This is a genomic window from Pseudomonas sp. RGM2987 (genome assembly GCF_022952855.1).
GTDB lineage: Bacteria > Pseudomonadota > Gammaproteobacteria > Pseudomonadales > Pseudomonadaceae > Aquipseudomonas.
In genome coordinates this window covers 1-14661 of record NZ_JALJDX010000215.1, presented here as the reverse complement: position 1 = coordinate 14661, position 14661 = coordinate 1, and the positions used below count along the sequence as shown (strand labels likewise).

11 protein-coding genes are annotated in these 14661 nt (G+C 52.6%); 3 read left to right on the top strand and 8 right to left on the bottom strand.

Annotated elements, in window-relative coordinates; genetic code table 11:
- Positions 1-2: 2 nt before the first annotated feature.
- The 7 genes from RGM2987_RS21250 to RGM2987_RS21220 all read right to left on the bottom strand — a co-directional run bounded on the left by RGM2987_RS21250 (position 3) and on the right by RGM2987_RS21220 (position 7890).
- Positions 3-452 carry a GNAT family N-acetyltransferase gene (locus RGM2987_RS21250; protein ID WP_245144793.1) on the bottom strand — a complete coding sequence of 150 codons (450 nt, stop codon included), beginning with the start codon at positions 450-452 and terminating at the stop codon, positions 3-5.
- A gap of 188 nt (positions 453-640) precedes the next feature.
- A complete protein-coding gene (locus tag RGM2987_RS21245) occupies positions 641-1204 on the bottom strand; it encodes a hypothetical protein (protein ID WP_034099035.1) in 564 nt (187 codons plus the stop codon).
- Positions 1188-2594 carry a hypothetical protein gene (locus RGM2987_RS21240; RefSeq protein WP_245144792.1) on the bottom strand — a complete coding sequence of 469 codons (1407 nt, stop codon included), beginning with the start codon at positions 2592-2594 and terminating at the stop codon, positions 1188-1190. Before RGM2987_RS21240 ends, RGM2987_RS21245 begins: the two co-directional genes overlap by 17 nt.
- Entirely contained in the window at positions 2591-5542 is a 2952-nt protein-coding gene (locus tag RGM2987_RS21235) for a hypothetical protein (RefSeq protein ID WP_245144791.1), read from the bottom strand. The genes RGM2987_RS21240 and RGM2987_RS21235 overlap by 4 nt, the downstream gene beginning before the upstream one ends.
- On the bottom strand, positions 5542-6357 hold the full coding sequence (locus tag RGM2987_RS21230; protein ID WP_245144789.1) for a hypothetical protein: 816 nt from the start codon (positions 6355-6357) through the stop codon (positions 5542-5544). The genes RGM2987_RS21235 and RGM2987_RS21230 overlap by 1 nt, the downstream gene beginning before the upstream one ends.
- Positions 6358-6960: 603 nt before the next feature.
- Positions 6961-7668 carry a toll/interleukin-1 receptor domain-containing protein gene (locus tag RGM2987_RS21225; protein WP_245144788.1) on the bottom strand — a complete coding sequence of 236 codons (708 nt, stop codon included), beginning with the start codon at positions 7666-7668 and terminating at the stop codon, positions 6961-6963.
- A gap of 75 nt (positions 7669-7743) precedes the next feature.
- A complete protein-coding gene (locus RGM2987_RS21220) occupies positions 7744-7890 on the bottom strand; it encodes a hypothetical protein (RefSeq protein WP_178075653.1) in 147 nt (48 codons plus the stop codon).
- Positions 7891-8263: 373 nt separating this feature from the next.
- Here RGM2987_RS21220 and RGM2987_RS21215 point away from each other — a divergent pair, with 373 nt between their 5' ends.
- Positions 8264-9175, top strand: a complete 912-nt coding sequence (locus RGM2987_RS21215; protein ID WP_245144787.1) for a WYL domain-containing protein — start codon at positions 8264-8266, stop codon at positions 9173-9175.
- A gap of 120 nt (positions 9176-9295) precedes the next feature.
- Here RGM2987_RS21215 and RGM2987_RS21210 read toward each other — a convergent pair whose 3' ends face one another.
- Positions 9296-9568: a hypothetical protein gene (locus RGM2987_RS21210; RefSeq protein WP_245144786.1), complete on the bottom strand. Its 273-nt coding sequence runs from the start codon at positions 9566-9568 to the stop codon at positions 9296-9298.
- A 370-nt stretch (positions 9569-9938) separates the two neighbouring features.
- Here RGM2987_RS21210 and RGM2987_RS21205 point away from each other — a divergent pair, with 370 nt between their 5' ends.
- Positions 9939-10112: a hypothetical protein gene (locus RGM2987_RS21205; protein ID WP_245144785.1), complete on the top strand. Its 174-nt coding sequence runs from the start codon at positions 9939-9941 to the stop codon at positions 10110-10112.
- Between the two features lie 93 nt (positions 10113-10205).
- Positions 10206-14408, top strand: a complete 4203-nt coding sequence (locus RGM2987_RS21200; protein ID WP_245144784.1) for a radical SAM protein — start codon at positions 10206-10208, stop codon at positions 14406-14408.
- Positions 14409-14661: the final 253 nt, after the last annotated feature.

Here is a 14661-nt window from a genome sequence, read left to right as displayed (position 1 = left end):
TCCTACAGCCGCTTCTCCATAACGATGGTGCGTTCCGCCCCATGAAACTCGTCGCGGATTCTCTGATAACCCAACGCGGTATAAAACCTTTCAGCTGTAATCGACGATGGCACACGTACAGCTCCAACTCCCGCGCTGGCAGCAGTTGTATGAATGACATCCATCAAATGCCGCCCGATACCGCCTTTCTGGTGAGCTGGGTCAACGAAAACACTTCTGACGACGTCACCGTCGAGACCGGCAGTGCCAATAATGTTTTCGCCCAATAAGGCTACGAAGACCCTACGCTTCGTAATCTGTGTGGTGATGGCTTCAGGAGAAAAGCTCTGCTCAACCTGAGCGATCACATCAGGCGGATAGTCCTGTGAATTTGACTCACGCAGGGCGGCTATAACTACGCGGCTTATCGCTGCTGCATCTCTGCTCGTGGCGGGACGAACGTGGCATTCCATGCTGAGACCTCAATCCTAAAGGATTACAGCTTAGCGCATCGCAATGTGCCTTCCCCAGACGCTTACGAGTAATCGGCATGGCGACCTAATGGAGCTGAATTCTGAGCAGCTCCAGGCATTGGTGGTATCTATGTCGAGGATGTGATGGAGGGTAAAGAGACCATCTACCAATTGATAAAGCCGGAAACTCAAGCCACCATAACTGCACCTGGTTCAGCATTACTGTACTTAAATACGTCGTCAAAGAACGCTAATCCGGCATGAGTCAGTACCAGATTGCCTTTTGCATTCCTGTAGGCGATCCCACGCTGCTCGAGATTTTTCCTAACTGCAGATGTAAGAGCCTCCCCTTTCATGTTGCTGGCAGACATGACGTCTTGTTTGTCTTCTCCCTTCCCGATCTCCTCCATGATCCCATCAGACACACCAGCTTCCCCGTCGCGCAGAATATCAAGCTGGTAGCCCTGTTCATGCAGTCCGCGAGCAAGGATCAACAGCAGAACCTGTATTTTCCTGACCACCTCGCTGTACTCCTCATCGCGCTCGACTGAACGGATGTAGATAAAGCCATTCCGCATCACCAACTCAAACCCGATGTTCAAGTACAAGGGCTTGTAGCTCTGATCGTAGTTATTGAGCATCTCTTCGAAGAGCGGGTTAGGTTTTATTTCACCATTCTCGTAGGTGTCTTTGTTGATCACCTTCCCCGACATCAACTCTTTGTAGATGGCTTGGCTAAGCTGTTGTCTCACTGCCCTGCTCCTCGATCCTCAATTTGTAATAGGTCAACTTCTGCCTGTCGTCCTCAATCAACCCTAACTGAAATCGAGGGGTTAGCATAATGTCCTCTCGGTGCTTTAGCCAAGACACGCCTTCCACTAGGTCAGCAATTTCGTAGTCGCTGATCTGCTGGGCCAGATGTGCGTGAAGCGACGCATGGGCGTCAGGCCCAACCTGAACATGCCACTCATCTATCAGCCTTCCAATTAGTTTTCTGCGCACGTCTAAAGCACGCCTGGCTTTGAGCACGTCCTCTCCAACTGGCTCAACAGACGTTGTTGTTACTTGGGTATTTTTAAGTGAATCCAGGCTACTCCGCAGATGCTCCTGAATGTGAAGCCAATGGTCTACGTTGTGCCATTCAATCTTGCTATCGGCTCTCTGCCTCTTCATGCCTTTGAAGGTAGAGAAACGCTCCAGTACCTCATGATCTTTAGGGATGAGATTGCCCCTTAGTTTCCCGTCATGGAGCTCCCGACAGGCAACCAGTAGATCGTTGAAAACACTCTCAACCTGGTCATACTCACGACGCTGACGTTCATTCTGATGCACGTAGCGCTGCAGAGACTTGCTGATGACCTCCACGTCGTAGCGATAGGAGCGAATGGATGCCACTGCATAGAGAACCTGCTGACCCAATTTTGGCAACTTGGCATCGCGGAACATCTCGGATATCCGCAGCAAGGCAGTGAGTGCCGGTAGGCCTTTCTTCAGAGGTTCCCTCTCGTTGAGGAACTGCAATGTGGGGAGAACATGCCTACCGTAGATTCGGGTGATCGCCTGCAAAGCACCGCGAGCCTGCTTCACCTCGTCGAGGTTCTCAAGGCTCATCACTTCGACGATCTCCGCCAGGCGAAGAGTCTGCCCCTGAAGACTGTCCACGTTCTCCTTGATCTTCCCTTGAGCGTAGCGGATGCGTTCCCGAAGTAGCTTAAGCTCATCCTTGAACGTGTCGTTCCCCTGCTCAATCACTGTCAAATCGCGAAGCTTTTCAAGACTATCATTGAAGCTATCGCACAGCGCCTCAAGATCGGCGCTACTCAGCTGCCGAAGACGCGATCTATCAAAGTGGCGAAATAACTCGATCAAAAACGGGGCGAAGGCAATGACTCCTCGCTTGGTGTCATGGTGCAATATCAAGCTTGCCCGGACGAGGTTACGCACGTCGAAGGCCGCTTCAATTTTTTGCCGATCGGACTTACTGTCTCCCAGCGAATCAAGCAGCTTCATCACTTTGGACTCGTACAGGCGAGTTGACACTTCTTCGCCAGCCGAGCCTTCATCCATGATGTCGATAAGATCAAGAAAAATGTGCTTATGCTCGATCATGAGCATGACCGTTTTGTCTGCTGCAACGATCATCCGGCAGTGATCTCCGCAACAGCATCGGCGGGATCTTTCTTTGTTGTCAGCGACTCGCTTTCACCTGTGTAGATCACTCGACGTAAGTGGCTGTATGCCCTGTCGGTGGCGAGAAAATGCGAAAGGTCGATGTAGTTTTCGATTACTTTCGCGATAGTAGACGTCGGCTCCGGCGTCGCCCCGAACAGCACGAACCCTTCTGACTCAGCGATGCCACGCGCAGCCTTCAGATTCAAGTGGCTCAGATTCGACAGCTCATCCATTACCAATGGCAAACAGATCTGTGTATTCGCAACCAGCAGCCTACGCAGAAGAATCGATAGCAGGCGGCAGTTAATCATTGCCGTAGTACCGTTGGACTGATCCTCTTCGGTGTACTTGTCATGCCCACGCTTGCGGTACCGATATCCAACCCGATCAATCAGTAGGCTCATATCCAGGGTGGTCCCCCGACGGCCACCGTTAACAAAGAACTCGGTACAGAAAGCTCGTAACCGTTCATACAAGCGCTTCTCGTGGAGCCCGGTTGTCATGAGGTTTATGGAGTCAATATCGACCAACAGCTCTTCGAAATGGGGATTCAATACGCAGTAAATCTCGATCGCCTCGAGGTCAGACACACTGAACTCCGAGAGCTGGTCATCTACCTCTTTCTCGAACTCCTTGATCATCCTTCTGGCGTGTTTGATTTCGTCGATTTGAATAGAGGTATTCGAATTATGCGCGGTGACCTTGGCCTGGTAGGTCTGCTGCTCACCTTCCAAGGTGCCAAACATCGCCGCGAAAGCTCTCCGACAGCTACGCATCCGACTCAAGTCATGGAAAGCATGGTAGCCAAAGTCTCTGCCCTCTTCGCCCAGCAAGTTACGTTTCAGCAGTTCATCCAAGGCCACTTGCAGAGCTTCTCTGCTCTTGGCTACCTCAGAAGCGAACTGGGAAATCTCCTTGATCTGGCTAGGGTGAAAGAAAGTATCGCGAGCTTTAAGCTTCGTTTCGCGGATCGAAAGGAATCCTAAAGTGATCTCAGCTACGTTCCGGATCTGCTCAAGGTAATTGCGCAGATCTTCGTTTTCCTTCCTGACCCTGGCGAGCACTTCTTTTGCGCGCTCAACCTGTACCGCTAGGTCCTCCAGCTCGCCGGCGGCATCCGCCACACTCTCATGTAGCTTGGCCAACTCTACCGTCTGTTCCCCCACCTCAAGTTCCAATGCTTTCTGCTGCTCGCGCATGTAGCCATGCCGACTGAGTAGTTGAACCTCTTCATCAGTTTCAATCCGCTCGCGGGTCAGCTTCTTGGCTTTATCCTTGGCCTGCTCAGCAGTCAACTTGCTGTCATCGTTTAGACGCTGAATGAGGTCATCACAGTCCTTGATATCGTCATCCAGTTTGATCAGGTCTTGCTCGTGCTGCTTCCTTGCTCTGGTCGGGTCGAAAGACATGAAACCAAATGAGGTCTCCTGGCTCAGGAAGCTGATGAAAGAACCTCGCTCCTGGAATAGGCAGCCAAACTCTTTGATGGCTTGCTTCTGGTCAGAGTTGAGTCGAGGAGTCAGATTGGTGAACAGCGTCGAGTTCAAGCTACTCAGCACCGACGCACTGTGACGATCGACCTGCTCGAGAACAGTTTCCACATGTTCATCAAGAATTTTTCGGAGTTGGTCGCGCTGATGGGAAAGACTGTTCTTATTCCTGATCGCCTGGGCTAGTTGCTCAGCGCTCTGAACCTTGTTTGTCAGGGTCTCGATCTCTGCGGTCAACTCTGCGGAGAGATCGGATAAGAGCTCGCGGACCTCATGCTCTGTTGTGCCAGGGTAACGCCGAAGAATCTCGCTGACCTTGAATAGCTGCTTTTGGACACCGTCCAAATCCTTATGCCGGAGACTCAGTGCTCCAGCCAGCTTCAGATACTCAGCCTTGACCAGACCGTGGTGCTGTCTCTTAGCTGAGTGAGCCACATCAAGAGCCTGATATCTCTCGGATTCTGCCTTAACATCATCAAGAATGCTGGACTGCCTTTCAGCCAAGGCATGCTCAACATCGACGATACTCTGAACGATCAGTTCGGATTTCGTCTCAAACAGTTGGAACTGGCTATCAAAGCCCTCCCAAGACCTCCGCGCGCTTTCTATGTCCGCCAGGCGATCGCCTTCTTTTTTCAGGTTCTCATAGTCATCGAGGATCTCGCTCAGGCTGACACTCAGCTCTGCATTCTTACGGTCCTTATCCCCCTCGATGATCGTAGCGATAGTATCCGGCAGAGTGCGGTTGTCCTTCGCCCCAATGTCGAAGGCCAGGTGGATTAGCATCTTCCACGCTTCGATCTCGCGTGCTGTACCGCCATTCCTAAGAGGCAGCAAGCAGAATCGGCCCTCCTCACGATTAAGAGCCTGTTGACCGAAGAGCCGCTGGCGAATGACAGCACCGTCGTTCATTGCCTCCCCGCCCCGAGCTCGGAGATCCGAAAGCACACCAGAAAGTGAGATGCCTTCTATCGGGGCCCCCATGCCTCCATTAATGGGCGACTCAAGGTCCCAAAACATGTGCTGGATATCGGCATACATGCAAGGTACTGCCATACGGCCGTATGAGAATGGTCGGTTCCCGCGGTGCAGGACCAGGCAGAACGGGCCGTGCATGTTCTCCGCTTCGAGGATGATGAAGGAGTGGTTTTCCGGGAAGTAGTAGCTGTAGCTAGCATCAGTCGAGTAGTACGTCCCGGCCGGCCCCTTGAAGGCGAATTTCTTATTGCAGCTCTTGAAGTTCTCGTGTGGCAGCAAAAAAAGCTTCAATGCATTCAGCATCGAGGTCTTTCCGAGGTTGTTCTGGCCACACAAAGCGGTGTGCTTGTCCACGCGGATTACGGTGTAGGCATAGGCAGCACTGTTAACAAAAATCAGCCTGTGAAATTTGTATACGTCCTGAAACGCGTAGGAGTCGCTCAACATCATCAGTCCCTTGTCGTTGCCAACATCAAATAGGTTTCTTGCTCTAGCGCTCTATGGCTGTCTCGCATAAGTCCGATCAGCTCATTGGTTTCCTTGGATAGACCAACGAACTCAAGGAGATCTTGTCTCGTTTGCTGATTTAGTGAGTATTTGGAAGCGCTTAACCGGTGGGCGATATCATCAGGGTACACAAACACGACCCGGTGCCCGTCTGGCAGCCCTTTGAGAAGGGTTCGATACATTGTCAACCCACCTAAGTCGACATCAAAAAGGCAGTACAGCCTCTGGTATTGGCTGAGAAATGGCATATTCAGTCTGTTGGTGATCTGATTACCGGCGCTGAAAATGACATCGAAACTTTCACTTTGCTCAGTTACGCCACAGTCGGCCAGTATGTCGACGGTCTGTTTGAGAGCTAGGAAATTCTCGAGATTTTCCACCAGCAACGCCGCTGGCCGGAGAGTGTTAGGTGCTTCCCATCCATGCTTGCTCAGAAGAACTACGCTTGGATGAGGATGGACCATGCTTCGTGTTATCAAAAGCGAGCCGCTTACTGCTGCTGCGTGGCTACTTCCGTCGAAAGCAGCACCAATACGACCCGTAACTTCTGATGGCGCGTGTTCACGAATCAGCTCCGCAAAGCGATCCTCACGCAAGACAGCCACCCGATAGCTGCTCTTTCCAATTTTCGACGTTGAAAACGTATCGAACAGATAGCCAGCACCCTTGCCATGCTTCTTCAACTCCTTAGCAAAAGCCTCAAAGTTGATCGGCTGACCAGAGCTGATTGAGTTCAGATATGTGTAGATCCTCGACATTGCATCCCTTGCGCTCTGCTAAACAAGTGAAACCATAAGGTTTCTTGGCTGAAGCATATACCGCTCGTCGCGGCTACCGAGCTAAACGGCCCACCCGATTGAGCTGCCGCATACATGATGCGCCAGTCACCGAGCAGCTTGATTTCTCTGAAAGCATTCCAACGCATCCTTTGGGTTATTCGCAGAACACACGTGATCCAATGCCCGTTGGACTTCATACTCAGCGTATTCCTTTACCATCGACCCACTCCTCCTTAGAAATTCCATTCTGACCTTCACCATAAAGGCATATTGAAATCACTCCCACTCCATGGAGAATCGCCTGCACTTTTTTTCCACCATGGATAGCCGTCCCGTGTAACGCCTTCGCGGGTAAAAGTCTCCAAACAATACCGTTGGCTGACTGCCTAAAAACTGCTGCTGCAACGCGACCGTTGACCGCATCCTCAGACTGCCTTCAGCTGTTGACAACAGGCAGCAATCGGCCCAAATCGGCCTCTTAGTTGGAGCTAACAGTCCTGCCGGAGGCAGGTCTGTTAAACCGTAGAGGATAAAATGCACGAGCAGCCGCTGCTGAGTCCCGAAACGGTGTGAGCAAAAGAGCTAGAGCGCTACCAGCTCGGCGATTTTTGCCGCAACCACCGCCATTGAATCTTCTGCAGTGTCCAAGCCGCTTCGGGAGGCGAGCAAGGGACTTACGTTGCGGAGAGCTTCATACGTCGTGTTGTGCACAATGGGAACGAGCTGGTTACCCGCCAGGAGTGCCGAAAGTTCTTTGTCCGCAACACTCTCTTTGGGAAGGCGCGTCAGCAACGCGGGAGTGACCAGCACAAGCCCGATTCGCGAATTCGCTAAGCCCTTGTCGATTGTGCGCATCATTGGAACACCGAGACCGAGGTCCCTCTCGCTAAACCAAACTTTGACACCAGCCGCCACGAGCAACTCGTGCAGCTCTTTGGCTGGTCCGTGCCGATCGTCCCATGCGTGGCACAGGAAAACGTCACGAAGGTCAGGTTGCTCCGCTGCTCGCGCCTCAACGGTTTCGCGAATTGGAGTGAGGGACTGCACCTGGGCCGGTGAGTACGATACGGATGAACCTGCTCTCGACCAGCGCGGCTTTGAACTGCTGCTGGACCCGCCACCGCCACTGTTAGCATGGCTACCTCCATTGCCGACCGAGGGGGAGTAGGACGAGCCATAACCGTCATAGCGAGAGCTACTGCGGAAACTGGTGCGATAGCGGCATGCAGGACAGGCAGCGGCAGCGACCGCTGAGTTATGTCCACGTACTGGTGCTGTACATCTAGACATGTCGTAATCCTTTTATATGGGGAGCGACTAGCCCCAGGACACAAAACGTGCCCTGAGCTCTGTTAAGCGACTAAATCAATTGCTCGCTTTTGGGCGAATGACGATGCGGAACGGTTGGCCGTTAGCACGTCGAATCACCTTTCCCGATTTGGTGGTGATCGTCATACGGTAAATGACCTCGCCTTCCGCCTCGGGCTTTTCGAACATCTCAAGCTGGGACATAAAATGTCTCCTATGAGGTGGCTCGAACACAGAACTCGCTCCCTTGCGGAGGGAGCCCATAGGGGCTACCATCCACAAGCTTTTTCCACAAAGCGCGAGAGACATCTGGAACCAATTCAGACGTCTTTTCCCAAAGGCCGGTCAAGTTCGTACCTTGACCGGCCTTTCTGTTTCTGGCGTTCTGACATCCCATCCAAGCCTCCTTTTGAATCGCCTAAGGTGCTATGGATAGACATGTATCAAAACAATAATCAAACTCTATCATCATCATTTTGATGACGTCAAGCGCTCATGTGTTATCATTGTTGCTAGATGCGCCCGATCAGATATTGGATATTCAGCAGGACAGGTAAGAAGGCAAGACGGAGAGCAAATGATTGATTTGAGCGAATACAGCCAAGCGCAGCGGGAGCGTTTGGTGTACATAGATTTCCGCCTGTACTTCACGGGGGCCGTTTCACGAACTGATCTCATGGATCGTTTCGGGGTGGGTGCGGCAGCTGCCACCCGCGACTTCGCGCAGTATCGGGAGATTGCTCCTGAGAACACTGAGCTGGACACTGTGACCAAGCATTATGTGATACGCGAGACGTTCTCGCCTCTAATCGCGCACTCGCCTGAGCGCGTGCTCACGGCGCTTTCCCAAGGGTACGGATACGGTCTAGATGGAGAGAGGCCGCTCATCCTAAACGAATCCGTTTCGCTGCTCAGCAAACCAAAGATAGAGGTTTTGGCACCGATCTCGCGCGCGATCAGCCTCAATCAGGTGGTAAAAATAAGCTATACCTCGGGGTCGGGCGAGTCTGAACGAGAAATTGTGCCGTTCGCGGTCAGCTGCGATGGTTTGCGCTGGCACGTTCGAGCGTACGATCGGAAACGCCGGAAATTTGTGGACTTCGTTTTGGCTCGAATCGGTACGGCTCAGACTCAGTGGGGGGCTAAACCCAAGAACGACGAAGACCAAAAGCGCGATGATCAGTGGAATCGAATGCTGGATCTACCGCTCGTGCCGCATCCTGATAAGAGTTATGCGCAGATTGTGATGCTCGACTACGAGATGCCTGGCGGCGTGCTCAGACTTCGAGTGCGCGCAGCGATGGCTGGGTACGTCCTACAGCAATACCACGTGGACTGCTCACCTGACCACAGCATTGAAGACAACGCATACCGCCTATGGCTCAGTGATCCCTTGGCTCTCTATGGGGTAGAAAGCTCAATGTTCGCGCCGGGATACAGAAGCCCAAATGGAGACTTGGGCGGGAGCGATAAAGTTGGAGCCAGTTGAACGAGCTGCGCTTTGAATGCTTGGGCTAGAACACATTTGACCTAGATCTCAGAAACAGAGGGGTTCCTGGGGCTCATTGTGCTGGGGCGACCATAGATTTTATGGCTCCCCCTCACGGCATCAGCTAAACCGACTCAGCAGCTCATACCCCATGTAGGCCATCATCGATCCGAAAAACACGGCCAAAGTGATCGTCATCTGACGTAGCTTGGCTTGGCTCTGATCAAGGCGGGCGGTCAGGGCGCCAGTATGCTGATTCAACGCCCCGATGATTCTGGCCTGCCCGTCGGACAGTGTGTCAACCAGCACCTTACTGGCCTGCAGTTTTTGGTCTGACTGCGCTTGTGACTGTAGTGAGGCGTCTTTCATGCCATTGAACAGGACTTGATGCACGGCAAGAGTGGCCTTGTGTTGGTGCTCCAAGCGTTGGCTAATCTCTGCTACAGCTGCTTTCAAACCAGAGGCTGTTCACGCCGACACCGAATTGACCCACGTGCCGACGCAAGACTGCCCCACCTCCAAGTTGGTACAAATCCAGCGTAGGCGAAGGTTCGAGAGGAGTCAGATTGGATCAGTGGCATTTCGGCAACTGGATCAAATCGGCGTCGCACGAACATGTAGTGCTCTAGAAAGTCACCGTTCCGTCGTATCACTAGTCGTTTCATCAAGCGAAGTGTGCCTCGCCAGCACGCGAGCCTTCGGGCATGATCAGTTCGGAACTGCAATCGTGTTGTTCGAGCTTTGACGCCAGGATGAATACGCAATGGAATGCTTCCACATCGACGAAAGTGGCTACACCGGATTCAACTTACTCAATCCTGCGCAACGCTTTCAGGGAGCGACTGCCGTAGCCATCACAGGTGATGAGGCGGCACGACTTAAAGAACATTCCGTTCCGGACAATGATTCCGGAATCAGGCCTCGCGCCGATGAATAACCTAACTGAATCAACAGCAGCCCTACTCTATGGTCCCTTACGCGCTAAGCGCCGCGGTTAACCGCCGATACATCACAAATTCTAGGAGCCAAAATGGCGTACGTGGTGGCTATGCTTGCAACCCGCTGGGGAAGCGAGCTGGGTGGATTAAACGTCTTCAACAAAGGCTTAGCGGAAGGTATGACTCAGGCCCTGCCGAAAGGCAGCAAGACGATCTGCTTTGTTAATCAGCAGCCAATTGTGGGCAGCAGTTCAGTCGCCATCGAACTTATCGAACATACGACGTTCAACGCTTCCACGCTCATGGAGGACATTGCCAAACGCTGCAAAGAGTTCGAGCCAGAAACGTTACTGGGAGTACTAGTGGTTGGACACGATACCATAACAGGTCGGGTGGCCATCGACTGCGCCAAGGAGCTTAGTGAGCACCTTGGAAGTGGATTTAACGTCAAATCCGCCGTGATTGGTCACATGGACTACTCGGCGTACGCCTTCATGAAAAGTCAGAGCATGCAGGATGTGGTCAATCGCTCCACAATACAGCGAGACATCATCGCGACCGCAGATTGTGCTTTTGCGGTGGGCCCACTATTACAGCGCAACTTCGCATCAGCACGAAGCGCTACGCACCGCCCAAGATCGCCAGTTAGGCCATTAATACCGGGCGTAGACAAAGTTGATTTTCAGACACACGACTCCCGCGTTGACCTGCACATTTTTATCTCGGGACGTCTTAACCGTGACGATGACCCAATAAAGAACTCGGTATTAGCTGTTCATGCGTTGGCAAAGGCATACGAGCGTGGACGTGCAATCAATGCTGAAGTGTGGCGCGCGCGTGGTCAATTATTCGCCTGGGGAGTTGACCCCGATTCCGATCAAACCGCGCTAGACGAGTTAAAGGAGATAGGCAGTAGGGGCGCAGCATTTGCGTTACACGCTGAACCGTTCTCTGACGATCAGGTAGCTCTGCGTCGTCGATTAGCCCGTTGCCATGTGGCACTGATGCCGTCGTGGCATGAGGGGTTCGGACTGAGCGGTTGGGAAGCCCTTTGTGCCGGCGTCCCGCTCGTGTGTTCGGCTCAGTCGGGGCTCGCTATGCTGCTCGAAGATCTGAAGCAGCAATTCCCAGAGATGCCATTCAGCAGTGTCGAATTCGTCAATATCGGGGGCAGCACGACCTCAGGCACCCCCAATCCAGCGGACATCGAGAGTTTTGCCGACGTGTTGCTCGAGATCATGACTGACCTCGAAGAGCGTAAGAAGGCTGCTATTGAGCTAGCAAAACTAATCAAACGTGAATTCAGCTGGAAGCGCTGCGCTTCCGACTTACTTGAGGGCACTGGCTGGTACTTACCTGGATCCGTTCATTGGGCATCCCGACAGGCCGTGGGGCAAAAGCAGGAGGAGTCTCGCCTTGTGTTGGAGCGTATTCTCAGTGATCTCCACCATCTGGATCTCGAAGAGGATTGGGGCGACTTAACGACTGCGTTCAACAACCTTAGTGATGCCGGCAAGAGCGTCAATGAAGAGAGTAAAGCCGAGCTGCTTATGAAGCTGCGCGCTATCGGCAGCACTATTGGCAATCGCATGGCCGCCACGAGTCCAACCGAAGAAGCTGCGAGAGAGTCTGGACGTATGGACGTGTGTTGGCGCTTCATGGCGGCATGCTCCAACATATGCTTAAGCTTTAGGGAGTTTTCGGAGTCCTTTCCAGAGGCCATGCTGCAGGTGATCTGGAAGGATGAATTTTTAATAAAGGAATTGTTTTACTACGCCTCAGACTTTGCCGAAGAGTTCTCGCACCAGGCGAGCGAGATTGCACCAAAGTTCTTCAAGCCTTCACAGTTACCCGGTGCGGCGACCTCATTTCCCACTCGGCTTGCACGCCTTGCCAGCAAATATCCAGAACTCAAGCAGCTCTTCACAAACATTGAAAGTGACCCAGCATTCGCGCTCGAACACGCGCGCTGCGTGAAAGTAACACGAGAGGCGCATGACATTGCTCTAGCCATCGCAGGCGACCCTGGACTTGCGTCGACAGCACTAGCATTAATGGCGTTGGGCTTAGAACCGGCCCGACAGGTGGCCGATCAGACTGTCACTTTTTTCAAGAACTATTATCCCGATGCGGGCAAGGTCAAGGGGCATTGGCGTGGTGACAAGCGCGTCTTTGCAGCGCTTGCTACAGCAAGCCTCCCGACGCAAGTGCTTCTCAAGGTCCTGCATAGCATGGCCCTTGATGAAGATGAGAGCATTCGTTGGGCTGCATTGCATCTCGCGTTCTCACACACCTTGCGGCGACGGCTGGACGCTGCCATTGCTGCAGGGAGCCTCTGCATCGAAAGCTCCCTTAACGAGGAGCTGGGTAAAATTGTGGACATGGCTGTCGGAGCCGACAAGGGCCATCCATGGCTACATCGGGAATTCCTGACTCATTATTTGGAGGAGCGCGCATCGGCTTCAGAGGCCGGTAATCCAACTCTTTTGAGCGTCTTGGATTTTCCCGTGGCCAGATGGTTGATTGGTCCCGTCGTGGGTGGGACAGCGCCTCAACTCCGCGGCCGGACCCATCCGGAAGTTGCTGATACACGTACCGACACCCTACAGGTTGTGAAACGCATACTGCTCGTGTTGCCCCCCATCGACGATGATGAGTCGGGCGCATCACGAACTAGCACTCCTGCGCTAGGCCTAGGCCTGCTGGCGTCTCATCTTGCGGCGCAAGGCCACGACGTGCAGATCGCTGACTGCCACAGGTTCCCGAAGCTGCGCGCTGAAGTGTTGAGCCTGGCGCGAACTTTCGATCTGATTGGATTCAACACTGTGTTTTCCACCATAAGATCAACAATGAATATGCTCGTCGATATTCGCAACCGGACACATAGTACGACGCTGGTAATTGGTGGTCCGGCAGCCAAGCTCAATGCCTGGCAGTTCTCTATGGTGCACACGGAGGACGCCCAGGCAAGCTGGGACTTTGCCGTTGCGACCAATGCAGTAGAGAATCTGTCTACACTAGTGGCGAGTTTGAAAACTTCAGGACAGTGGCCTGCAGCGCAAGGCATTACTGCCAACCTCAAGAGCTGGAACGTCATAGGTCGCGGCATCCAACGATGCAACACGCCGCAGCAACCATCGCTGGAATCGCCGGGGACTGCATGGTCGGATGTTTTGCTTGATCGCCGGATCTATCGCGTAGGCGATAGCCAATATGAGCCGGCCCGAACAAGGTCGAAGTCGCAGACGTTCCATGAGGCTCATCTGGTCATGTCGCAGGGGTGCGACTGGAACTGTGCATTCTGTACTGAACGCAGGGATAAGAGCGGAGGTGAGCAACGCCGCAAAGTCGGACATGTACTCGCCGAAATTCGCAATCTATCTCTGCAGCACCAAGATATTCGGATTCAGTTCATTGATGACAACTTGCTACCGCAGATAGCTTCGGATGCGAAAAAGGGCGACAACAATGCCAGATACTCTGGGCTCGCATGGGCTAGCGAGTTTCTAGATGGCCTAGAAAAAATCAAGGAAACGACTGGTGATTCTTTTGGCTGGCGTGGAATCTTCCGCCTTGAGGACTTTTTTTCCTACGATCTGGAACTCGACGACTTCATAGACCGATTGCAACGCTCAGGATGTCGCATGCTCGCATTTGGCGTTGAGCATGGGAGCGAGGATCAACGGAGAAAAAATAAGGCAGCGAGTGAACTCGTTACCAATGCCAAAATTTCAGAACTGTTCCTTCGACTTCACTCAAAGGACATTCTCACAAAAGCCTATTTCATGCTTGGCGGCCCATGGGAGACGCAGGAAACTGCACTGCAGACCATTGATTTTGCCGTTCAGAGCGGCGTGACGCTGGCATATTTCGCGCTATATAAAGATTTCGCTAAGGCTACTAGTGTTCTGAGCAAAGAGCAGCAAGTAGGAGATCCAAAAGCTAAAGGCTATATTCATTACGATCGACTGGCGCTAGATTGGGACCAAGCATTCGCTCACGCACAAGCATTCCCTGACGAAATGAGTGAGCATTGCGCAATGACTAGCGGCCCTATAACTCCGGAGGAGCTGGAGTGCTACCGGCAGCTTTCAGCACTGGGTTTCCAATTTACGGACTTGGTCAAGTACAACGATTTTCACAATGAGGACTCCGATGGCGGTAATCTCCTACGCAGCATGACATGGGGCTCACCGTCGGAATACTTTAATACTGTACAACAAGCCTACCGGAAGTTTTACTTACGACAGAAATTTGTTGAAGACTACGGTATATTACTGGCGCACGGTTACTGACTTTAACCTTGAGTTTTGTATTTACGGCTCAATATAATATTTTAGCAGACAGAATCCGACATACGCTTTCGGCACTTTGAAAGAAACCGTCGACAATTAAATCTGAGAAGGTATCGTGACTTAAGTAGAACCGTTTCAAATCAACAGTTGGTGCTCAGGATAGATCACTCTCTCAAGTATTAGTTTGAAGAGAGTGATTTCGTATGATCGGGGTACCCTACAGGCAGGCCTGAGCCGCTAAGCGGCTCAGGCC